We start from the raw sequence: 22,607 nt of genomic DNA on the forward strand, positions 1-22,607 counted from the left end.
GCCGCCTCAGTCGTTGTTGGCGAACCAAGCTTGGTCCATGCGTGCCACGTAACGCACGAGGTCGGCGTGTTTGCGGGCGTGATTTTGGAGCGGGGAGGGGAACGGCGTGTTGAGCAGGTTGGCCAAAAAGCCGAATGCGACCGTGTCGACCGTGGAAGCTTGGTCGCCCATGAGGTAGTTTTTGTCGCCGAGGCACGTCGCCAGCGCGTCGAGGTCGTCACGACCCCTTTGGTAAATCGCGGCTTTGTCGTGGCGACCGATGCCTTGGCCCCAGATGGTGCGGCGCACGCGGCGAACCAACATGGGCACGATCAGCATTTTTACCGGGGCGGGGACTTTGCGGAAAAAAATCTTTTTGAGGTTTTCGGCGTTGTCGGGATCGACCCAGCGCGAGTAAACCAGGAGCCAGGCGAAATGTTCTTCCAGCATGCGGGTTAACACAAAGGCTTGCGCCCGTTGTTCCGCGCTGAGGTGGGCGTCGGGATCGATCCCGGCCTTGTTTTTGAGATGGGTCACGATCAAACCGGAATCACCCACGGCCTGGTCACCGTCGACAATGTAGGGCAGTTTTTTGGTGGGTGCCTTGGAGGTGTCGCGCACATTGACCGCGCGGTAGGGCACGCCGGCGAGGCGCAGGTAGGCTTGGAGTTTGAGGCAAAAAGGGCTGAAACTGGCGACACCGTAGCCGCCGGCAAATTGGTACATCTGGATTTCGTTCATGGGGTTGGCTCCTTGTTTATGGGGGCGTGTTGCCCGCTTCTGTTAAACAAGACAAGTGGCGGTGATCCATTGTGACCGAAAAAATGAAAAAAGATGCGTTTTATGGAAAGCGTGGCTCAATCGAGTTGGAGGGCGCTTTGTTTGGCCAGAGCCATCGCGCGTTGTTTCATCGTTTCGTTGGGGGCGTAGTTGTAGAGGAACTGAATTTGGGGAAGGGCCTTTTCCCGTTTGTTTTGGGCGAGGTAGCTTTTGGCCAGGCTTTCGCGCATCGCGAGTGCTTGGTTTTTGCCGCCGAGGCGTTGGACCCGCTCAAGGTGAGTGAGGATGAAGTCCTCTGCTTTTTCCCATTGTTCCTCTTGCGCCAAAAGCATCGAGTAATCATGAAAAATTTGAATGGCGGCGCGGTTTTCCAAAAGGCCGGTTTCCCCTAACTTGCGCAGGATTTCCTCGTACAGTGTTGCGCAGCCTTCTTGGTCTTCCAGACCAAACAGGACATAGGCCAACATGTTGGCAGAATAGACCCAACTCGGTTTGTAGGGTTTGGCCTGGAATTGATCGAGCCAAACCTCGCACAAAACGGTATAGGCTTCCTCGTACCGTTTTTGGTACCAGAGGGCACGCCCTACATCGACCTGAGCTTTTAGGGTGTCGGGATGATCGGGGCCCATCAAGCGGGAACGGATCGCGACCACCTCGAGGCTTGTCTGTTCCGCGGCGGCAAAATGCTTGAGGCGCCGCAAACAACCTGCATGGTTGTTTATTGCAGCCAGGGTGTCTGGATGCTCATTGCCGAGATAGTGTTTAAGGAGCGGGATGGCTTCTTCGAGAACTTGGGCGGCCGCGCCGTGTTCGTTTTGGTACATCAGGCTGATGGCAAGGCCGCTCATTGCAATTAGGTAACTGGGGTCCTCGACTTGCTGTTCAGCAGCCGGGTTCGGTCGAAAGGCTTCACCAAGGTTACTTAGATAGGTATTGGTGGCTGTTTCGTAGTGGCCTAATCGGTTTTGGGAAAGGGCGACGGCATTCACCGCGGCTCGTGTTTTTGGATGATGGGGACCAAGCGCCTTTTGGCGTGCTGTCAAGGTTTCTTGGAAAAGGGAGAGGGCTGTATCGTTGCTTCCCCTCAAGCTGTGTAGGGCGGCAAGGTTGAACTTGGTTCGTAGGGTGTCTGAATGAATCTCACCCAAGGATGCTCGGTGGATGTCTAGTGCATTTTCGAGTAAGGGGAGTGCTTGGTCGTAGGAACCGAGTCCGGAATAAGTTGCTCCAAGGCGACCCAAAATTGAGGCTTTGATTTCGGGTTCGGTGTCGGGCCGGTTTTCGAGTTGATCGACCGCGTTGTCGATTAGGTCGACCAATTTGGCGTCGCGGCCGAGGTTGCGGGGGTCGGGACTTTCGAGGATGCCCCACAAAAAGTCGCTTAAATAAGTTGCTTTGGCGCGTTGGACCTCGGTTTCGCGCCACGACTGCACCGCTGTACCCAGGCCGATGGCCAACCCAACCGCCAACGTGGTACATGCCAGCACCAGGTTGCGGTGGCGACGTAAGGTTTTGCGCAAATGGTAGCGCAGGGAAGGCGGGCCGGCGCTCACGGGCCGGTTGTCCAAGTAATTGAGAATATCTTGACGCAGCGCCGCCACGGTTTCATAGCGCCGCTCCGGCGTTTTGCTCATGGCTTTCATGACGATCCAATCTAAATCACCGCGTAATGCCTTTGCGGCGGGCGTGTTGAAATGGGCGCGCTGGTCGTCGGGTAGGGGTGTGCGTTGACTTGGCGGCGAGGGTTCTGTTTCGCGGTAGATCTGGATGCATTGATCCCAGCTTTTGTTTTCAAACAGGTTGCCTTCGAGGGGCAGTTGGTCGGTGAGGAGCTGATAAAGCAAGACACCGAGGCTGTAGACATCGGTGCGGGTGTCCACCGGCACTTTGCTGCCGCCGAATTGTTCAGGGCTCATGTAGGCGGGGGTGCCGACCAGCGAGCCGATTTGGGTCTCCAGCATCTCCTCTTTGAATGCTTTTTTGAGGTTTTTGGCGATGCCGAAGTCGATGAGTTTGGCGCAGGCGCGGCTGCCTTCATCGGAGACCAAAATATTGGCCGGTTTTAGGTCGCGGTGAACCACGGCTCGTTGGTGGGCGTGCAAGACCCCGTCGCAAACCTGGAGAAACAAACGAAGGCGTGCGTCAAGGGGTAAACGCAGGGCACGACAATGGTCGTCAATCGGCGAACCCGCGATGTATTCCATGCTGAAATAGGGGGTACCGTCGGCGGTCGTTCCCACCGAATAAATGCGGGCCACGTTGTCGTGGTTCATGCCGGCAAGGGTTTGGTATTCCTGTTCGAAACGGGCACGGAAGGCGTGGGTGGCCACATCCCGGTGAATGAGCTTCAGTGCCACCAGACGTTTGGGTTTGAGCTGTTCGGCGAGGTAAACCCAACCCATGGCGCCTTGACCCAGCTTGCGTTGGACGGCAAAGGGGCCGATGTATTCGGGATCGCCGTTGATGAGGGGGTCTTGCCGGCGAGCGGCATGCTGTACCGGTGTGGTACTACCGGCGGCGATTTCGTCCGCCGGCATCAGGGTAGTGTCGAACGCGGTACCCGCTACCGGGGGGAAGCTTGCCGCCGCCTCGGGATACAGAGTCCCTTGATCGTCGTGGGGTGGAATCGTGTCCTCGGCAAGGGGAATTAAGGTGTCCTGATCGTCCCGTGGTGGAATCGTGTCTTCGGCATGGGGGATAAAGGTTTCCTCTTCCAGGGCGGAAAGCGCCGGACCGGCCGCGGTTATACGCGAACCTTGTTCACTGATGTTCTTTTGGCCGGATTTTTTTGGGTTTTCGCTCATGCCGAAATTATAACGCGGTTGACCGCTTACGGGGATGGGTCAATCGTGCCGCGTTCTTTTACCTCAGAGTGTTGCCGAAGCGAAAGGCGATTCGCACCTTTGTTATCCCGTATCGGACAAAACCCCGGATCAGCTAAGAAATGGTTGCGATTCTTTCCATGTGCCCCTGGACGTCTCAGGTACCGTTGGTTTCCGAGGCATAGACCTGGGGGTCGATATCCAGCTTGACGATCCGCCGCCGCATGCCCGCGCTGGAGACTTGTAGGTAACGGGCGGCCGCGTCGATATCGCCGTCGCTGGCTTCCAGGGCGGTTTGAATTTGTTCCTGGGTCAGCGATTCGGCGATTTTTATGTTGGGATACCGCTGCATAAGCGCGTAAACGGAGGAGCGGGAAATGCCAAGGTGACGGGCGGCGTCGGCCGGTTTCCAATCGCAAGCGTGCAGGGCTTGATGCAATTCTTCATAGGTGATGCTGGCCGGCTTGCGGTGCATTTTGGGTGTTGCGGGTTTGGCCACGCTGACTTGTGGTTTGCTTTCCAGCGGCGGTGGTTCCATCGTGGGTTGTTGGGCATCGTTTTGGAACAATTGCTCGAACCGAGGCGGCAGTTTGAGCCGGTTCTGCTTGCGGCTACCGAACACGAGTTGGCGGGCAATGTTGCGCAACTGACGCACATTGCCCGGCCAGTGGAACATGATCAACTGGGTTGCCAGTTGTGCCGTCAGCCAAGGGTGTTCGCTGTGGGCGCTTTTGTCGGCCAGGTGTTCGTCCAGCTCCGTGAGCGCTTCCGTGGCAAAGTGGATAAACAACTCGGGGATGTCTTGGCGACGTCGGCGCAGGGGCGGCAGCCAAATTTCATAACTGGACAGGCGGTGGAGCAGGGGTGCCTTAAAGCGGCCTTGTTCGCATTGGGCTTCCAAGTCGGCGTCGGTAGCGGCCAAGACGCGTACGTCGACGCGAACCGGTTGGGTAAACCCGACCGGAAAGATATCGCCGGTTTCAAGCACCCGCAACAGCATGGCTTGAACCTCCAGCGGGGCTTCACCGATTTCATCCAAAAAGAGAATGCCGCGGTCGGCGGCACGGAAGAAACCTTGCCGAGATTCGCTTGCCCCGGTATAGGCGCCGCGACGGACCCCGAACAGCTCGGCGGCGGCGATGGTGGCGGGCAACGCGGCGAGGTTGAGCGAAACGAGCGGGTTCTTCATGCGCGAGCCACGCTCGTGAATGGCGCGGGCGACCAGCTCTTTGCCGGTCCCTGATTCACCGCGAATCAGCAGCGGCATTTCCAAATCGGCGACACGTTGGATGTCGTCGCGAATATGGCAAATGGCGGGGCTGTGGCCTTTGAGTCCGAAATCGGCGCCGTCTGATCGCTCGCCCAAGCTGGGTTGAAGGACCAGGACCACGCTGCGATTGATTTCCAGGACCACGCCTTGTTCGATTTTGTCGAACGAGATCAGGCTTTCGGTGGTGACGGGACGGCCGTCGATGCGAATTTTTGAATTGCCCATGCCGGTGCTGATGAGCACGCCGTCGTCCATGTGTTCGAGGAGCACGGGTCGGCGACTGATGGTGGCGCAATCCAGGGCGCGCGAGACCCCGGTAACCGGGCTGTGAAAATCGGGTTGGTTGCGGGACACCGCCTCGGCCTTGCCCTCGTTGAGTTGATGGAGGACGGCCCGTTCGCCGATGCGGGTTGGGTCGGGATGACAGGCGATGGTGAAAGAGAGGACGCGAAGTTGGGCGGTTTGCGCGTGGAGCTCGTCGGGAGGTCGCGTCTGGCTGTGAAAGTCGGGCATAGCCTGATCCTGGTTGTTCTTAGGTGCGTTGGTGTTGTTGGTCTCTGGCTCCATAGGAGATGTCCTTCCCGAGATGCGTTAGGGCGTTGGGAAGAACCAAGAGCAACAGGTGTTCCAGCATGAAGCGGTGGGGCGCTTCTTCTGGGAAAGCTGAATTAAGTTTTTTAAATCAAAAGCTTTAAATGAACAAGGCTGTTGTTTGTGTTGAGGACCGAACAACAAGTGATGTTTGAAAAACGTCAAGAATGAACGTTGACGTCAAAAATAACATTATTTTGACGTCAGATGGTCCGAATTTTTCTTGTTGACGACAAAAACAAGGCCGCGCGGATTCTGCAATCTTGCGGAAAGATTGCCGCGCCCGCCGCGTGCAGCCTGGCCGTTGGCGGCGCCGAGCCCGCGGCCCATCGTTGGGCGCTATACCGTTCGCGGCCCGCAACTTAGCGGTAGGCCGCGGGAAGGTGCAGGCGTATTTGGTTGGGTGAAGGATTTCGCGGTTCCGGTTGATGCATTTGGCCTGGTGGTGCCAAAAATGCAAAATGCTATTTATGAACGACATCCCATAGTTAAGCCAGGTATTTGCTTGAAAAAGACAATGGATTTGTCGGGTTTTGCGAGGAATATTGGCAATGTCTTTGCAGTGGTATGCATTTCAAGAATTGGAAGATTAAACGATCAATATCTGTAAATAAGTTGCGCAAAGAAAAGGAGCCTTATCTGTGATCAGTTGAAAAGAACCGATGTGCAGATGTGGGGTTGATTGAAAGGGTGCTGAAAAATGTTACATTGGTGAAAAAGATCAGGTGTTGGAATTTTGGTAAAGGGTTGAAAGCTGGTTGTTTCGAGTTGGGTTATCTCGTTTGTCTCGAATCCGCTCGAGTCTTGAAAGACCTAGAAACAGGAGACTTGATGATGATGCCGGGATGGACGTGTTCGGATCAGCTTCTGGTGAGAAGGCGGTTGTCGAGGGGGTCCGCTCGCGTCGCCGGACGCCCGCGGCTCGAGGCGGCGGCATTCTGGGTTTGGGGATTGAGGGAGCCACCTTAAAGCAAGAATAATAATAGTAATGTAAACAATCAGAAAAAGTCGAAAAATGAGGTTGTGAGAACGGGTTAATAAGGATACTAATTTAACAGGTGGATATGATGCGTGAATGTCTTTGCGAAAAGGATGGAGAATGTGGTTTTGGTCATTGCAACACAGGAATGGTTGAAAACTGCGCTTGTCGAAGCAACCATTGGCAGTATGCGTCGCGTACCCTGACGCGTAAGGTTGTATCATCCGATTCCCAAGATGCCTATTGGCGCCTGTTGCTGGAATGGTATCTTGTCGCCTATGTTGGGCCCGCCTTTTGTCTCGAGTCGCCGCGTCTCTCTCAAGACCACGCGGGTGCCGCCTTGACCCTGGGTTTGCCTAACGGTTTTGGTGGCGGCTGTGGTTGGCAGGGGGCCGTGAAAGATTTGGGTCATGCTTTGGAAGTGGCCGCCTCGCTGCTCGACTGCGTTATCGCGCTGCACCGTAACGGCATTATTCACGGTAGTTTACATCCCAGGAATGTGCTGTTCCACCCTGCTGATAAAAAAGTCCGGCTCCTTGACTTTCGTGCCGTCCGCATCGGACCTTTTGCGCTAGACGCCACCCCGGCGGATGCGGTCGGCGCCTTGACCACGCACGATCAGGCTTGGCCCGATGCCGGTTGGGCGCCCGCGTTTCGACACGAACTGCAACAACTTGGGTTGTTATTGAAAAGTTTATTGGCGGAAATCGCGCAAGAGTTTTGCGGTGAAAGTGAGAAGGCGGTTCTGTTGAAACCCGCCGATTCTGATAAAAATTCTGACGTCAGAATCGTGTATGAAAGGATTGTTGAACCGTTATTAATCGAGGATAATTTTAGAGGAAAAATGTCTCTCCAAAAAATCCGACGTCAGCTTGATGTCTTTTTACGCAATTGGACTCAGGGAATTCCTTTTCATTCGATGTCTTTTCTGCGCGAACTGGAAACGGATTACACCCCAAAAGCGACGGCCTTGTCCTGTCATGAAAGGATTCGTTCTCTGCATCACATGATTCAAACCGCATCTTCCGCTTCCCCCATCGTACCGGTCGCGGGGGGGCCGGTCTTTTCTCCGGCGGCCGTGATCCACGAGGTTCGCAATCCGAATACCTTGCTGCGCGGTGCCTTGTTCCATCTCGAGCGCTGGGGCCGTCGCTTTGAGCAATTACTGAGTGATCTTCTGGAAGATGAGGATTCCCCCTATCGCGCCCTTTTTAGCGAACAGTTCGACGTGCTCCGCGATCAACTTTACGCCTTGGATCGCGGCACCCTCCAAATCGAATCCGTCCTACGCGGCTGGTCGGATGTTGCCCGCGAGCGACCGCGCGTTTTTGTCCCCCAAAGTCTCCGTACGGTCCTGAAACAGGTTTTGGCGTTATTTCGTCTTCGCTATCACGACGGAATCACCTTTTCCTTTGAGGTGTCCGACGTCGCACCCGTACGGGCCGTCCACGGCGCCCTCGAACAGGTGTTTATAAATTTGTTACTCAACGCCTGCCAGGCAATCGTCCGACGCGGGTTTCTCGAAAAGGGGCAAGGCCGAATCGCCTTGGTGTTGGAAGGAACCGAGCAGGATTGGCTGGTTCGCATTGGCGACAACGGCGTCGGGTTTGACGGTGATCGCGAGGCGCTGCTGAACCAAGCCTGTTTTACCGCGCCAAAAACCTCGGGGCATGGTTTCGGCCTTGCGGTGTGCCGTCGCCTGTTGGCGGAACACCATGGCTCGCTGACGCTTTCCGGCGAGCTAGGCCTTGGCTGTGAGGCCTTGGTTCGGCTGCCCAAGGCCATGTGCGGCAGATCGTTGAAACCGGAACCGGCCGCGCCCATCGTCGCCGAAATGGTTCCCTAGCCGTCTCGTTCAACAAACCGTTCATCCGTGTAACCCCCCAAACAAGTCCCCCCAGCCCGTGATCGCCACGCCGGTTGAAAACCCGAGCGCGGTGCGCACCCATGTCAACGCCCTTTGTCAACCAACCCCCGGCCCGTCTCAACGCGGCCGTGACAAAAGAAGAATGGTGCCCTTAAAGGAGGAAATCTTGGTTTTCCGAAAACAACTCCCCAGCAAAAGCGACGCGCGCAAAGCCGCGCCCGCCAAGAAATATCGGATTTTGGTTGTGGATGACGAACCGGCCATTGCCGATCAGCTCGCAAGCTACCTTGCCGCGCATTTTTCAGTGACTAAGGCGACGAGCGGGAACGAAGCGTTGGCCCTGATTCGACGCGAAATGGAAGGTCGCCCCAATCCGTTTCAGGTCATCATCACGGACCAGGCCATGCCCGATATGTCCGGTGTTGCTTTTTTAATGGAGACCCAACGCATGCTCCCCGACGCCAAGCGCATTATTCTCACCGCCTACTCCGATATTGACGCGGTGATCAACGCGATTAACAAGGCCAATGTGTTTCGCTTTTTGATGAAACCGTGGGAGCCGGCGAAGTTGTTGGAAGCGGTTCATTCAAGTCTGCGGGTCTATGAATCGGAACGGGAGAATCGGGGCGAGTTTCGCGAGATCATCGGGCGCCATCCCAAGTTGCGCTCTTGCCTGGACATGGTTTCGCAGGTCGCGGCGAGCCGGGCGCCGGTTCTGGTGCGCGGTGAAACGGGCACGGGTAAGGAACTGATCGCGCGCGCGGTTTGCCAAGCAAGTGATCGCCGAAGCAAACCTTTTACCGTGTTGCACTGCGGCGCCTTGAATGAAAATGTGCTTGAGGCCGAATTGTTCGGCCACCGACGCGGGGCTTTTACCGGGGCGGTCAATGATCGCAAAGGGCGTTTGGCGGCGGCTCATGGGGGCACGCTGTTCATTGACGAGGTGGGCGAGATTCCCCTTAATGTTCAGGCCAAATTGCTGCGTTTTCTCCAGTTCGGTGAAATTCAGCGGGTTGGTTGTGACCGGGTTGAAACCGTGGATGTACGGATTGTGGCGGCCACCCACCGCGATTTGGCGGCCATGGTGCGGGAGGGAAGCTTCCGCGAGGATTTGTATTTCCGGCTGAAGGTGGTGGAAGTCAACTTGCCTTCACTGCGTGAGCGGCGCGACGATCTGCCGCTGTTGATCGACTACTTTATGAAGCGGTTCTGGCAGCGTCCTACCCGAGCCGTGATTCATCCCGCCACGATGTTGATTCTTGAGAATTACAGCTTTCCCGGCAACATTCGCGAACTGAGCCATATTGTGGAGCGGGCCTGTTTGTTGGCCAAAACCGAGGAGATCGGGCCGGATTTGTTGCCCGCCGAGGTTTTGGAGAGTTATCGCGATAACGAATTACCGGATGCGGACAGCTTGGATCCCGAACCGATTCTGGCCACCTTTCGTCGGCTTTCTAACGAAGAACTAAAATCGCATCGGCAAAGTGCCTGTCGCAAGTGTAGTGAGGATGTCGAACGCCGCTTCCTGCGGGCGTTGATGACTGAATATCGGGAAATTGCCGAGGCGGCCAAAGCCGCCGGCATGCATCGAACTTATTTGCACCGTTTGTTGACAAAACACAAGCTTCGCGGCTGTATGGTCGAACCGATGCCTGTTTAGTCATGGGGCAAAACTTTTTAGGTGGGGCCCGTTTCGATTTGCTTCGACAGGGGTTTATCGCTTTCCAGAAGAAAGCGAAAACCCTGGTCGCGCTGTTTGGGATTACTTTTTAGAGGCCGGGTACTTTTTGTTTCCTTGTCACGTTTCTGAAGCGGAGCGCGTATTGGTTGAAACCCTGACAATTAGAACCGGCGTTCTTGCTGATTAGGCAATACCGCCACCGTTTCCGTGGGGATCTGGGTCCTCGGGAGGATCTTGGGGAGGAAATACGTTGTCCCCTTGGAGATTGGCGGCAAGATTCACAACCTGAGTAGAAAGTACATCACCTTGGGTTAACGGTGCTGCGGTTGCGGCGCTGAGGAAACCGGTGGAACTCAGGAAAAACAAGGACACGATCAAGGTCTGCATTACTTTTTTCATGGTGTACTCCCTCGTAAGTGCGACTTTTTGGATTTGTCCGGGCACACCACGGCCGGCCAACGAGAATTCGTTGCCTGCCGGATGGTGTCTTCTCCGGTTCGGCGGTCGCCATAGTGCGAACCGCTTTGTGTCGCTGCTTAGCGATAGAGCATAAGGTGTGCCATTTTTCTAAACGCTGTAAATAAACAAGTTAATAGTTTGGTGTGGCATGCAGGCGGCCGGTTGGGGTCCAAAAGCCGAAAATCCGTGACTCGTCGCGTCACCAGGCGTGCACCGCTTTTTAAAGAAAATTCTGTAATGTGCTGATAATAAATAGTATATGCAGAGCGTTACTCACGCAGTCACGCTTGTTTTTGGGCGAGTAACGCCGGCGGCCGTCATAGGGCCGCAAATTTTGGCACTTTCCGGGGTCTGCGACGTACAGGTCCACCGCCTCGCTCGGAACTACCTGATAAAAAGAGTGTTATAAGTTATCCGTTGATTTTTAAGAGAGAACCCCCTAGCTACCGCTCCCGCGGTGTTTGGAATTGCCGTGTGACGGGTGTTCGGCTGGTCGAAAGCCGTGACGTCACGTCGTAAACTGTTACTTTTTAGTGGATTATCTTGTTCTGACTGTTCCGTATTCGCGCGGGATACGGCTGAATGACCCGGTTTCACCTAGGGAAGCGCGTTCAGACAAGGGATGAATCCTAAAATGCTTTGGTTCGGCCACTGCTCGGGATAGATGCAACCACAGCGTCGTGGTTTGGTGATGCCGATATCGTCTAGAAATACACCGAGTCGATCCGTATCCGGGTCGGTCACCATGCGCCAGCGGAAGCGGACGTGTTGGCCACGGAAGTCGTTTAGATCCACCAGTGTTTCGTTAAATCGAAAGTTGACCCCGGTCCATGCCCAACGGCCCGCGAGCGGGCTGTCGGCTTGCGCGGAAATTCGGTCGGAATACCCATTCGCCAAAAATCGATTCGGATTCTCGGGAATTAATCCGCCGTCGCCGGCGAGGATATCGAACCACTGTCGACTTTCACCTATCGCGTATTCAAGTACCAAGCCATCAAAGGTTCTGTCGGTGAAAAAATATAATTGGAAGCGAAGAATTATCGTTTCATCTTCCGGGATCCTTTGTGGGGCCAGGACAAGTGCGTGATCCGAGGAAACATCGGGGTTGGGGGCAAACCAGGCCGCCTTACCCGAGCTGGTAGTGTCACCCTGAAGCGTCCAACCTTGTTCGGATTCGGTGGTGAAATTGTCCGTTCCCTGCTCAATATCGTCAAAAAACAGGGCCTCCAAGGCAAGGGGTTGGATGCTGACGCTTACGGCTTGGTTACCCACATTGCCGCCGTTACAGCCGCCGTCGCCGGTTGACTCTGCATCCTCGGCCATGACTTTGTAATAATAGGTCTGATCCAAATAAAAGGTCTCGTCGCTAAAGGTCGTTGCTTCCAAACAGGTCGCAATCGCGTTTTCCTCGGTCACGTCGAAGTCGGGCGTTAACCCGCGGTGGACACTGTAGCGGATCGGGGTTGTGCAGAAGGTAAAGGCCGCTTCCCAGCTTAAGTCGACGCGGCAGGTAAACCGGCCCGGCGTGACCGCGCTCGGCGGTACTTCCAATTCCGGCGGCACCAGGCAACGGCCCGTGGTTTCGGCTGATGCGCAGGCCGAGGGCGGAGAGGGGCACAACAGGGTGGCGTCGCGGCTGACCACGGTGTAGGCGTACTGAACGCGACTGGAGGCGGTTTGATCGAGGAATTGGGGGTCTTGGTGGTTTTCCGCGATCAAGCGGTAACCGGAGGTCCCGCATGCACCAATGGTTCGGTACAGATCATACCCCTGGCTGTTTGGGACGGGATCCCAGCTGACCAAGATTTCGTTGTCCTCGCTGCCGGGTTGCGCGAGGACGTTGGTCGGCGAGGGGGACGCGCAGCCGCATGACGCGAAGCGGAGGGCGCCGATGCGGGTGCTCCAGCGCCCCTCGCGGTTGTACTGACCGGTAAACCAAAAGGTGCAATCGTCGACGGGGTCGATGGTCATGGCCGAATAATCGCCAAAACGGTTGTTGTTGGCCGCGGCGGTGCCTTCTATTAATGTATGTTCGCCGCGCTGGAGGGTGCCGGTGGGATCATCGGCAAGACGACCGATGTAGCGCAAGCCGGGATAGGTCGTCGGGCCGACCACGTTGGCGCCGAGCGCGATGTTACCCGACCCGTCAAAGGCGGCGGAACCGACCCAGCGGTTGGTGCGGTCCTCCGCGGTATAGGTGCCTTCTTGGTACAGCGTCCAGGGTTCGTTGCCGCCGCGGCGCAGCTCGAACCAGCGGATGCCGCCGCGATCCGTGCCGTCCACATCTACCGTGAAATTACCGAGCACGGCCTCGTGGGTGGTGAAGTTGCGGTACACCAGCCGGTGCATCAGTGGTTCGCGCAAGGGGTCGAGAAAAACGTGGGCGGACGGCTGGGGAAAACAGTTGAGGCTTTCGAAGCCGCAGAGATCGGAGGAAAACGGGCTGATCGGAACGGCGACCGGGCCTACCAGGAAGGTGTTGTTCGGTTGATCGAAGTCCGTGTAACAAAAAAACAGTTCCAGTTGGTCGGTTGTGCCGCCGTGGGCTTGCGCGTCCTTGTGACGCATCAAAATTCCGGGTGAACCCGGGGGCGGGGGGTTGCTTCCGTCCACGCCGGCCGGCATCAGCAGCTGAAACGGAAAACCGGCCAGGTCGGGTGCTTCAAGGCGCAACATCCGCGCCGGTTGACCCTGGAGCATGGCTTCCCGTTCCAGGACGTAGACCGGGGAGCCGCCCAGCTCATTGCTGGTGACGTAAAAAGCGTCGTTCCAAATGCCGATTTTGAAGTAGTCCGGTTTGTTGGGGGTTTGGAAGTTGTAGGCGTACCAGGTTTGCGTGGGATCGCCAATGGGATCGGCGCTTTGGGAAATCAGCACACATAACGAGTTGGCGGTGCCGAATTCGGCCAAAATCCAGCGTTGGTTTAAGGGATCGAAAAGCACGGTGGGGTCGCCGCCGCCGCTGCACACGGAAAAGTTGCTCAAGGCGATGGGGCCCGCCACCCGGTTGCCGCTGCTTTTGTCGTAGACCATCACCGAGGTGGTGCTGCTGTTGACGGCCTGAAGGTAATAGTTCAAGCCAACGGCGCCGATGGGGTCCGGCGGGGTACGCCCGCTAAAGTTTTGGCCGTCAAAGTTGAGCAGTGGCTCGGAAAAACTCGGGTCGCGAAGGAAGGACGCGGCAGTTTGCCTTGCCGCCAGCGGGTCGACGCTTTCTTCGGCCGGCACCGGGGGGCGACGGGTTGGGTCTTGCCAACGCGGGACCTCGCGAATCGGGTCGCCGGGTTGCCAGTCGGGAACCGTGGGCAGGTCACCTAAGTTGACCTCAACCACATAAGGAACAACTGGATCGGAAACTTGAACCGATCCATCGGCCTGGCCCTGGGCCCAAAGTGGTACCAGACAAAGGAGTAAGGACCAAAGGGATCGGTCCCCAATCGGCCGTGGCAAAACAAAATAAGCAGAAGGACGGTTCATGACACGGTTTCCTTGGGGACGCGGAAGCGGCGGTACTTGGGAACACGGCACGGTGGGTCATTGCACCACAACCGTGCCGATTATTCTGTTACCGGCCTCAAATTTCGCGCAATAGCATGACGTTGCCGTGGCGGCTGTCGACCATTAACTCGGCCCCGGCGTTCCCGGTTTCAAGTTCGGCGTGCTTCAGGCGTTCGCGGCCCTTCCAATCGACGTTCATCGTGTAATCGGAGGTGATGTGTCCTTTGGTCACAGCTTTCACTTTATAGGCGGCTTTGTCGGCGAAACGCAGGTCGATGGTGCCGTGGATGCTTTCGATGTGGGACTTGCCGGCGGGTTTGCCTTTAAAATTCCCTTTGATATCACCTTGAACGGTTTTGACCAGGGTTTCGGCTTTGTTTTTAAAGCGGACGTGGCCGCGGTCGGCTTCGATTTCCAGACGCGCCGCGTGGCCTTTGACTTCAACCAAACCGTGTTTGCCGTGAATGGTCAGGGGTGAATTTTCGGGGATAAACAGGGTCAGGTCGACCCGTTGGATTTTTTTACCGGTGACGTCGCCCTTGGCTTCAGGGAAAATCACCTCAATCAGCAGCTTGTCTTTCTCGTTCACAATGTTGAGTTGGGGTTTTGGGGTATTTTGGAATTGATTGTGGCTGACCATTTCTACCGTGTTGGCCGTCGCGGGTCGGGTGCGGATGTCGCCATAGTGATTGACCACTTTGACCGGGGTGCCGGCTTTAATCGCGGCGCTGTGTTCGTCGCGAACATGCTGGTAATTTTTGGTGGGTTCGGCCGGTGTTGCGGCCGAGAGTACGGCGGTCAGGCCGAAAACAAACAATAGGTTACGGAGTTTCATGGTGGGTTCCTTAGGGCACGCGGGGACAGGTGCGTGTCGATGAGATCGGCGCAACCAAATAAAGGCTTGGGTTCCGAATAGAATGAGGGTTCCCGTGCGGCGTCGCTTCGCCGGGTTGCGTCATAAACCGTCTTTACAATAAGGACAGGGGCAAGAAGGTTGGCGCTATTGTACACGAACCAGCGCGAAAGGGGAGGTGTGGTTGGTACCTTTGCCGGGATGCATCTCGGTTCGGGCACAAAAAAAGCCGGCCCCGGGGGCCGGCTCGATGGGTTAGCGTCCGTTGTTGAGGCGTTTGATGCGCGTCTCGTATTTTTTCCAGAGGCGCGTGTGCCTGCTGGTGAGATCGACCTCGGCGCCTTCGATGAACATCGCCTGTACGTGGGTGGTGATCTCCAGGGGATCCCCGTCGCACAGGATCAGGGTGGCGTCTTTGCCGACCTCGAGGCTGCCGACCCGGTCGGCGACCCCGATAATTTTGGCCGGGGCCAAGGTGATCGAAGCCAGCGCGGCTGCCGGGTCGAGGCCGTAGGCCGCCGCGGCCGCCGCTTGGTAGGGCAGGTTGCGGTCGTTGCCCAGGGTGTTGCCGATGGTAATGGCGAATTCAACGCCCGCCTCGTGAAGGATCGCGGGCATGCGGTAGACATGGTCGTAGGCCTCGTCACGACGGCTCGGCAACGCTTGGGTGCGGTGGAGAATCACCGGAATGCCGTAGCGTTTCAGTTGATCGACGGCTTGGTCGGCTTGCCGGCCGCCGACCAGCACCATCTTCAGGTCATGGCGGTTGCAGAAATCAATCGCCTCGTGGATTTCATCGGCGCGGTTGGCGCGAATCCATACCCGTTGCTCGCCGCGCAGCACCTTGTCCATCGCCGCGAGGCGTGGGTCGGGTTGGGGCTTTTTGGCTTTGCCTTCTTTGGCCGCGTCTTGGGCCTGTTGGTAGTGGCGCGCTTGTTTGACGAACGCTTCCAAGGCCGCCAGATCCTTTTCGCGCTTTTTCTTAAATTCATCGCGGCGCTGTTGGGGCAACCACGGCACGTTCAAGAACCGCGTTTGCGGCCAATCCATCGCCATCGCCACATTGGGGGCCAGCGTCATGTCCTCGTAGGTCCAGCCGTCCAGGCGGATCAGTGAGGCTTGGCCGCCGATCAGACCGCTGGGCCGCGTGATCGCCAGGCCGATCCCGTTGGCGCGGGTAACCGGAATCAATTCGGAATCGGGGTTGACCGCCTTGTGGGCGTGCAGGTTGGGATTGATCTCACCGGACTCGTCGTAGTCTTGGGTTGCTTTGACCGAACCGACCTCGCGCAGGCCAAGGTAGGACCAGCTTTCAATGAACGCCGGCACCACGCGGCGGCCTTGACCGTCGATGATTTTGCTGCCGGCGGGAATGGCGACGTCCGTGCCCAAAGCCGCGATTTTACCCTCGGAAAACACGATGGTGCCCTTTTCGATGACCGGCCCGCTGACCGGTACGATCATCACGTCTTTAATCGCGACGGGTTGGGATTGTTTGGCGCCGGGGACCGAGTCGTGGGCGCTGAGATGGGTGATGGAACAGAGCAGCAGGGCCGCGAGCATCCCGTTCAGGAGCGCCCGCTTAAAAGATGGAAAAGGTTTCATAGGGGGACCTCCTAGTGGTGTGCGTGGTGATGATGGCCGTCGAGAGAACCGTCGCTAAATGCGTCCAGATCCTCGCAGTGCATCATGCGCCGGGTTTTGCCTTTGGCGCGGTCGGATTTGGGGCCCTTGCCTTTGTCGGAGAGCGCCAATTGAATCAAAACACGGCGTTGCTTCTGTGCCTCGGCCGTGTGTTGTTTGGCTTCCTCGCGGTCGAAGTACTTGGTGCCGTCGATCCAGGTTTGCTGGGCGACCGCGTACATGGACAGGGGCGAATGGTTCCACAGGACAAAGTCAGCGTCTTTGCCCACTTCCAAGCTGCCCACGTGTTCGTCGATGCGCAGTTGACGGGCCGGGTTTAAGGTCACCATTTTGAGGGCTTCCTCCGGTGAAACGCCGCCGTATTTAACCGCCTTGGCCGCTTCCGTGTTGAGGCGGCGCGCCAGTTCGTCGTCGTCCGAGTTGAAGCCGACGACCACACCGGCTTGGTGCATCAGCGCCGCGTTGTAGGGCATGGCGTCGACTACTTCCATTTTGAAGGCCCACCAATCGGTGAAGGTGTTGGCCATGGCGCCGTGTTTGGCCATTTCCGGTGCCACCTTGTAGCCTTCGAGGATGTGGGTGAAGACGTCGATTTTGAAACCGAAGTCTTCGGCGACCCGCATCAGGGCCAAAATTTCGTCCTGACGGTAGGAGTGACAGTGGATTTGGCGTTTGCCGTCGATGATTTCCAGCAGGGTGTCCCAGCGGTAATCGCGGCGTGGGGGAATGCGGTGTTTTTTGTCGGCCGCTTTTTCGTAGTCCTGCCACGCGGCACGGTAGGCGAGGGCCGCGTCGAATTGATCGCGGAAGAACTGTTCCACACCAAGACGGGTCAGGGGATAGTAACCGTCGGGGGCCGGGAAGTTGGCGCGTTTGACGTTTTCACCCAGGGCGAACTTAATGCCGGGCATGGCGTTGGCGTAACGCAGTTCCTCGGCAGTTTTACCCCAGCGCAACTTAATCACCGAGTTCTGGCCGCCGATGGGGTTGGCCGAGCCGTGGAGCTGGTTGGCCATGGTCAGGCCGCCCGCCATCATGTAGTACAGGCTGATGTCGTCGGGGTTGATCACCTCGTGGGTGCCGACCTCGGCCGAGTTGGTGGTGGTCCATTCGTTGACCGCGTCCAAACCGGCGTGGGAGTGCTCGTCGATCAAGCCGGGGCTGACGTGTTTGCCGGCGGCGTCGATCACGAGCGCACCTTCCGGCACGGCGACATCGGTGCCGACCGCGGCGATTTTACCGGCTTTGACCAGCAGCGTCGCGTTTTCGAGGTTGCCGTCGGGACCGGAGGTCCAGATGGTGGCGTTGGTAACGGCAACCAGCGCGGGTTGTTCCGGCATGGCGTTGCGGCCGAAAGCGCCGTCGGGAAACACCGTGGCGAGCGGTTCGTCCAAGAGTTTGGGACCTTGGTAGGCCTTGGGTTTGTCGGCGTCGGCCGCTTTCCCGCGTTGGGCGTTCAATGAGAAACGGGTACCGTCGGCGCGAATTACCTGGCCGTAGAAACCGTTTTCCTCAACCCGTGCGTTCACCCGTGCCACGCCTTCACCCGCCAGGGTGCTGTCGTTGATGTGGAACACCAGCCGGCCCTTGTCCAGCGACCAAGCCGAGGTGGTCACGTCTTTTTTGCCGCGCTTCAAGGTGCCTTTCAGTTTCTTGGGGCTGCCGGCCAGGGTCAGGCTGTATTTTTTCTTGGCGACCGTGAATTGGTAATCGCCCAACACACCCTGTTCGTCGCCCTTGTCGAAGCGCCGCCGTTCACCGCGGACCCAGGATTCGCCGACCGTGGTTTCGGTGGTGAACAGGTCGCCCGCGGTGATGAAGAAGTTGGCCATGGCGCCCGCTTTAATCACACCCATGCGGTCCGATTGGTTCAACCAGGCGGCAGGTCGGGTTGTCAAAGCCGCCAACAGCGTTTCTTTGGCCAAACCGCGGTGGTGTGCCAAACGCAGGTTGCCGAGGATGTCACCGCTTTTCTTAAGGCCGTGGCTGGTGAGCACGAAGTTGATGTCGGCTTCGGCCAGCGCCGCCGGGCCGGCGGGGGAGAGGTACCAATGGCGCAGTTCGCGCAGGCTGATGGTGCCTTCCATGGCGGGATCAGCCACCGCCGGTTTTTCCGCGAAATCCAACGGCAGGATCAAGTTGGGGTTGTACGCTTTAAATGCATCGACGCGCCGGTAGGCGTCGTCACCGGCGAAAACCCAGGATGTGACCTTCAGCTCTTCGCTCAATTTCAGCGCGCGCAAGGCCTCGTGGTGGTTGCGCACTTGAAACAAAAAGGGTTTCTCGCCCTTGGCAAAAGGAACCAGGGCGGCCAAGTCGCGGTTCACACTGGGTGGTGTTTGCCCGGTGGGGTGTTTTTGGTAGGTCGCATGGGCTTGTTCGTACCAGCGCGCGTCGCCCACGGTTTGGCGAATCATGGCGATACCACCCATGGCTGAATCTGGGTACGCCTGGCGGACGGCGCCTTCAAAACTGACGACGCCCGCGACCTCGGGGTCGAGCATGACGTCGTTGGTGCGACCTTCTTGGAGTAAGGTCAGGCAGGCGATGCCGCGGAAAATACCGCCGGAGGGCACAAAGACGGCCGCGGTGAAACCCGCCTCGCGCAGGGTTTTTGCTTTTTTCTTGGGGTAGTTGTAGCTGTCGGCGCGCAGTTTGCCCGCCGTGTTTTCCGCGTTGTGGTCGGCCGTGCCGGCGGGCTGATTCTTTTTGCCGCCTTCGCCGGCCTTTTTCTTCTTGCCCGCGTCCGTCATCAAATCAATAAATCCGGGATAGACAAATGCGCCCTTTTTGTCGATGACCAAGGCGTCGGCCGGAAGGGTGATCGTTGCGGCCGGGCCGACGGCTTCGATCACGCCGTCGCGAACCAAAATGACCGCGTTCTCGATCACCGTTTTGGGATCGGCTTGGACCGTTACGCCCGTAACGGCGTAGGCGGTAGGGGGATTTTCTTGCAAACCAACCGGTTGGCGCGCGTGGTGGCGCGTTTGCGCGCTCGCGAGTGCGGCGGCAAACAAGAGCCAATAGCCAATGAAACTCTTTTTCATAGGGTGGGAATCCTTTGTGGAAAGCCGCCTGGCGGCGACGGAGTCGAGACCTCTGAATCGGTGGCAAACCGCGCAAGGGTGTCGGGCTTGAAAACAAACCGAAGCCCCTTGACGGGTCTTTTCGACCCGCGCCGCACCCTGCCGGGTTGCCGTGTCTGCCTGTTCCGCGGTTCTGCTACCCATGCCGTAACGCGGTTGTGTCGGGTACGGCGGCGAATCGTGCGACCTGATTCAGGAAGGACGAATACCTTATTTCGGCCGCGATCAAGCTGTGTGTCGCGGTTGTTTCGGTCGCTGTATATCGATGTCGGACGGGTGGTCAGCGTGGGGACGGAAGACTGCAAAAATTAACGCGTATTATAAACCCAATTTGGTTCAGACCCAATTTCCGCGTTAATCAGGAAAAAGGTCCAGAATCCAGCGGTGGCGGCGCGCCATCCAAATGTCTTGGCTGTTTTCCTTGGCGAAGGTTACGCCGGCTTCGATGCGTTGGGCCAAAAGGGGACGGTCCTGGTGAAAGGCGACAATTTTTTCCGCCAAGGCGTCCACCGACCGCCAGGGAACCACGTCCACCGCGCCCGTGTTGACCAGATCTTTGTAGTAATCCGTGTCAAAGGCGAGTAAAGGAATCCCCGCGGCCATCGCATCAAACAGGCTGCGCGGCGTGTCTTGGGACAAGGGTGCAGCCATTAATAAATGATAGTCGTAGAGCTGGTTGAAAAAAACCGGGCCGAAGGGGACCGCGCCGTGGAAAATCACATAGTCCTCGGCACCCAATTCCGCCGTAAGCGCCTTGAGTTCGTCTTCTTGGTAACCCGACCCGAGGATGTGTAGGCGCGCGCCCACGGCCCCCAACGCGCGCGCTTTTTTTACCGCGCGAATGCAGTAGTCGATGCCTTTGTAGGGAACCAAACGGCCGAAGAAGGTGAGGTCGAGGGGTTTACCCGTGTCTTGGACGTCGCGCGTTTTTTGCGCCAAGCGGTCCTCGGGAATGACATATTCGGGCGAAAAGGCGACGTCGTAGAAGTTTTTGACGTGGTCTTTGCCTTTGCCGTAATCGTCGACCAACGATTGACTTTTGAGCATGAGCAGGGAGCAAAAACGAACCGCCCAGCGAATTTGCAGGATGCGCAACGGGTTGTAAACGTACTTGCTGATCAGGTAACTCTTCTTGGACATGGCGCCGGTGGCGTAGCGCATATCGGCGCTTTTGCGGTTGTCGATATCAATGACGAACACCGTCTTTTTACCCATAACGGTGCCGGCAAATAACGAAAAAATTTCAAACGGCATGAGGATGTCAAACGAGAGGCCGCTGTGGACCAGCGAGGCCTTGCGCACCGCGCCGATGATCTTTAAGTAGGTGGGCAGCCACAAAAAAAGGGCGAACAACAGGCGGGACGCTTCGAATTGGTGGAGCCGCGTATAGAAGATTTGTTCTTCTTCTTCGGTGAAATGGCCGAGGTGGTGTTTGTTCTTTTCGTATTCTTCGTCCGACATGGTGGGCGCGGCGATGCGCATTGAGGTGAACTTGGGTTCGAACATCGTGCGGGTCATGCGCAGGTGTTCAACGAAGGCGCTTTCACAGGCGACGCGACCGTCGGGCGCACGATAAAAAGCAACAGGTACAACCAATAGATACTGCATCAGACCGCCTCGGGAGACATGGTAGAAAAACATGCCCATTCTACCCAAAGGCGCTGCACAAAGGAAATGCGGATGCAGTTACGATCCGCGTTTTATTGGGTTTCCCACCCTCCTAGCGGCGGGTGGGAAACGAATTAGGTACAAAGGCCTTAGTGCCGGTTGGCTTTAGCACGAGACGGACTCGGTGCGCGGCCGTCCATGACCCAAGGCCTCGGGGACCGCGGCGAAATCAGCCATGGCTTGGAACAGTTGGTCGAAATCGCGAAACACATTGCCGATCAAACAATCGGTGAGCGCGGGCCTTTGGTCCGGGTACTTTTTGACCAGGGCACCGAAGCTAAAGCCTTGATCGTAAAAGGCGTAAACCAGTTTGCGGAAGGCTTCCATGCCCCCGATGAAGCGTTCCGCGTAATCGCCGAAGCGGGCCGCGCGCACGTCGTCGGCACGGAGGGCGGCAATGCCTGCCTGCGCCGCCTGCTCGCCGCCTACCAGGGCCAGGAACAGACCGGAAGAAAAAACCGGGTCGAGGAACGCGAAGGCGTCGCCGGCAAGCACCAAACCGTCCTCCGCGATGTGTTTGGCGCGGTAGCTGTAATCGCCGGTGACGCGGAAGGCGCCGTTGTGGCTAGCGCCCGCCAGGTGGTCCGCGATCCAACGGTTGGCCTGAACTTCGCGGGCAAAGATTTGGGCCGGTTCGCGGCCGTCGCGGTACAGGTACGCTTTTTCTGCGACAATGCCTACCGAGGTTTTGTTCTCGCCCAGCGGCAAGTACCAGAACCAGCCCTTTTCCGGCAGGTAGGCGATGGTGGTGGCGCCCTCGTCCAAACCTTCATCCCGTTTGGCGTCTTCGTAATAGGTCCAAATCGCGACTTTCTTCAGTTTTGGATCCCGTACCCGCCATTGGTTTTTGTTAATGGCGAAACTGTCGCGACCGCTGGCGTCGATGGTCAGGCGCGCCTCGAAGGTGATCGGGTGGCTTTTGTGGAGGGCTTGCACACCCGTGACCGTGCCGGCCGCATCGCGAACAAGGTCCTTGGCCTGGGTTTCAAAATGAATTTCGGCCCCGGCCTCGCGGGCGTGATCCACCAAGATTTGGTCGAAGCGGGTGCGTTCCACCTGCCAGGTTGTCGCCGCGTCATGGTGCATGTGTTCGGTGAAATAGAACGGATGGGAGCAGGTGCCGTCCATTGCCGCAAACTGGACACTGTGTTTCTTTTGGAATCCCGCCGCTTTCACTTTGTCAATGAGGCCGGCGCGTTCCAACGGGAAATAACAGTAGGGAATGAGGGACTCGCCGACGCGGTAGCGTGGGAAGGTTGTTTTCTCTAAAACCGCGACCTTAAAACCGGCCTTGGCGAGATGGGTGGCGGCGATACAGCCGGTGGGACCGGCGCCGATGATGACGGCGTCAACGGTTTCGTGTTGCAACATGCGACCATGCCTCCGAACAAATGAGCATTGGGCGGTTTGGCGCCCTTCCCGATAAACGT

Annotated in this window: 12 protein-coding genes; 2 read left to right on the plus strand and 10 right to left on the minus strand. The window is 57.4% G+C overall.

Going from position 1 to position 22,607, the window contains the following annotated elements:
* Positions 1-6: 6 nt before the first annotated feature.
* The 3 genes from J3U88_RS08655 to J3U88_RS08665 form a co-directional block, all read right to left on the minus strand.
* Complete coding sequence (locus J3U88_RS08655) at positions 7-720, minus strand: glutathione S-transferase family protein (protein ID WP_207856453.1); 714 nt, start codon at positions 718-720, stop codon at positions 7-9.
* A gap of 116 nt (positions 721-836) precedes the next feature.
* Positions 837-3,563 carry a serine/threonine-protein kinase gene (locus J3U88_RS08660; RefSeq protein ID WP_207856454.1) on the minus strand — a complete coding sequence of 909 codons (2,727 nt, stop codon included), beginning with the start codon at positions 3,561-3,563 and terminating at the stop codon, positions 837-839.
* A 175-nt stretch (positions 3,564-3,738) separates the two neighbouring features.
* Complete coding sequence (locus tag J3U88_RS08665; RefSeq protein ID WP_207856455.1) at positions 3,739-5,418, minus strand: sigma 54-interacting transcriptional regulator; 1,680 nt, start codon at positions 5,416-5,418, stop codon at positions 3,739-3,741.
* Positions 5,419-6,569: 1,151 nt separating this feature from the next.
* Here J3U88_RS08665 and J3U88_RS08670 point away from each other — a divergent pair.
* Together J3U88_RS08670 and J3U88_RS08675 are read left to right on the plus strand one after the other, a co-directional pair.
* A complete protein-coding gene (locus tag J3U88_RS08670) occupies positions 6,570-8,267 on the plus strand; it encodes a sensor histidine kinase (RefSeq protein WP_207856456.1) in 1,698 nt (565 codons plus the stop codon).
* 187 nt (positions 8,268-8,454) lie between these two features.
* A complete protein-coding gene (locus J3U88_RS08675; RefSeq protein ID WP_207856457.1) occupies positions 8,455-9,948 on the plus strand; it encodes a sigma-54-dependent transcriptional regulator in 1,494 nt (497 codons plus the stop codon).
* A 204-nt stretch (positions 9,949-10,152) separates the two neighbouring features.
* Here J3U88_RS08675 and J3U88_RS08680 read toward each other — a convergent pair whose 3' ends face one another.
* From J3U88_RS08680 to J3U88_RS08710, 7 genes are all read right to left on the minus strand, one after another.
* A complete protein-coding gene (locus J3U88_RS08680; protein WP_207856458.1) occupies positions 10,153-10,368 on the minus strand; it encodes a hypothetical protein in 216 nt (71 codons plus the stop codon).
* A 657-nt stretch (positions 10,369-11,025) separates the two neighbouring features.
* Positions 11,026-13,905 carry a fibronectin type III domain-containing protein gene (locus tag J3U88_RS08685; RefSeq protein ID WP_207856459.1) on the minus strand — a complete coding sequence of 960 codons (2,880 nt, stop codon included), beginning with the start codon at positions 13,903-13,905 and terminating at the stop codon, positions 11,026-11,028.
* A 97-nt stretch (positions 13,906-14,002) separates the two neighbouring features.
* Positions 14,003-14,761, minus strand: coding sequence for a DUF4097 family beta strand repeat-containing protein (locus J3U88_RS08690; protein ID WP_207856460.1), 759 nt, complete (start codon positions 14,759-14,761; stop codon positions 14,003-14,005).
* Between the two features lie 273 nt (positions 14,762-15,034).
* Positions 15,035-16,384 carry an amidohydrolase family protein gene (locus J3U88_RS08695; protein ID WP_207856461.1) on the minus strand — a complete coding sequence of 450 codons (1,350 nt, stop codon included), beginning with the start codon at positions 16,382-16,384 and terminating at the stop codon, positions 15,035-15,037.
* A gap of 11 nt (positions 16,385-16,395) precedes the next feature.
* On the minus strand, positions 16,396-19,470 hold the full coding sequence (locus J3U88_RS08700) for an amidohydrolase family protein (RefSeq protein ID WP_207856462.1): 3,075 nt from the start codon (positions 19,468-19,470) through the stop codon (positions 16,396-16,398).
* Between the two features lie 393 nt (positions 19,471-19,863).
* A complete protein-coding gene (locus J3U88_RS08705; RefSeq protein WP_207856463.1) occupies positions 19,864-21,117 on the minus strand; it encodes a glycosyltransferase in 1,254 nt (417 codons plus the stop codon).
* A 165-nt stretch (positions 21,118-21,282) separates the two neighbouring features.
* Complete coding sequence (locus J3U88_RS08710) at positions 21,283-22,548, minus strand: NAD(P)/FAD-dependent oxidoreductase (RefSeq protein ID WP_207856464.1); 1,266 nt, start codon at positions 22,546-22,548, stop codon at positions 21,283-21,285.
* Between the last annotated feature and the right edge of the window lie 59 nt (positions 22,549-22,607).

Origin of the sequence: Acanthopleuribacter pedis (assembly GCF_017377855.1) — a bacterium.
Taxonomy (GTDB): Bacteria; Acidobacteriota; Holophagae; order Acanthopleuribacterales; family Acanthopleuribacteraceae; genus Acanthopleuribacter; species Acanthopleuribacter pedis.

Excerpts from the sequence above, each read along its gene's own strand:
- J3U88_RS08655 (WP_207856453.1), bottom strand. The coding sequence starts at position 720 with ATGAACGAAATCCAGATGTACCAATTTGCCGGCGGCTACGGTGTCGCC.
- J3U88_RS08660 (WP_207856454.1), bottom strand. The coding sequence starts at position 3,563 with ATGAGCGAAAACCCAAAAAAATCCGGCCAAAAGAACATCAGTGAACAA.
- J3U88_RS08665 (WP_207856455.1), bottom strand. The coding sequence starts at position 5,418 with ATGGAGCCAGAGACCAACAACACCAACGCACCTAAGAACAACCAGGAT.
- J3U88_RS08670 (WP_207856456.1), top strand. The coding sequence starts at position 6,570 with ATGGTTGAAAACTGCGCTTGTCGAAGCAACCATTGGCAGTATGCGTCG.
- J3U88_RS08680 (WP_207856458.1), bottom strand. The coding sequence starts at position 10,368 with ATGAAAAAAGTAATGCAGACCTTGATCGTGTCCTTGTTTTTCCTGAGT.
- J3U88_RS08685 (WP_207856459.1), bottom strand. The coding sequence starts at position 13,905 with ATGAACCGTCCTTCTGCTTATTTTGTTTTGCCACGGCCGATTGGGGAC.
- J3U88_RS08690 (WP_207856460.1), bottom strand. The coding sequence starts at position 14,761 with ATGAAACTCCGTAACCTATTGTTTGTTTTCGGCCTGACCGCCGTACTC.
- J3U88_RS08695 (WP_207856461.1), bottom strand. The coding sequence starts at position 16,384 with ATGAAACCTTTTCCATCTTTTAAGCGGGCGCTCCTGAACGGGATGCTC.
- J3U88_RS08700 (WP_207856462.1), bottom strand. The coding sequence starts at position 19,470 with ATGAAAAAGAGTTTCATTGGCTATTGGCTCTTGTTTGCCGCCGCACTC.
- J3U88_RS08705 (WP_207856463.1), bottom strand. The coding sequence starts at position 21,117 with ATGCAGTATCTATTGGTTGTACCTGTTGCTTTTTATCGTGCGCCCGAC.
- J3U88_RS08710 (WP_207856464.1), bottom strand. The coding sequence starts at position 22,548 with ATGTTGCAACACGAAACCGTTGACGCCGTCATCATCGGCGCCGGTCCC.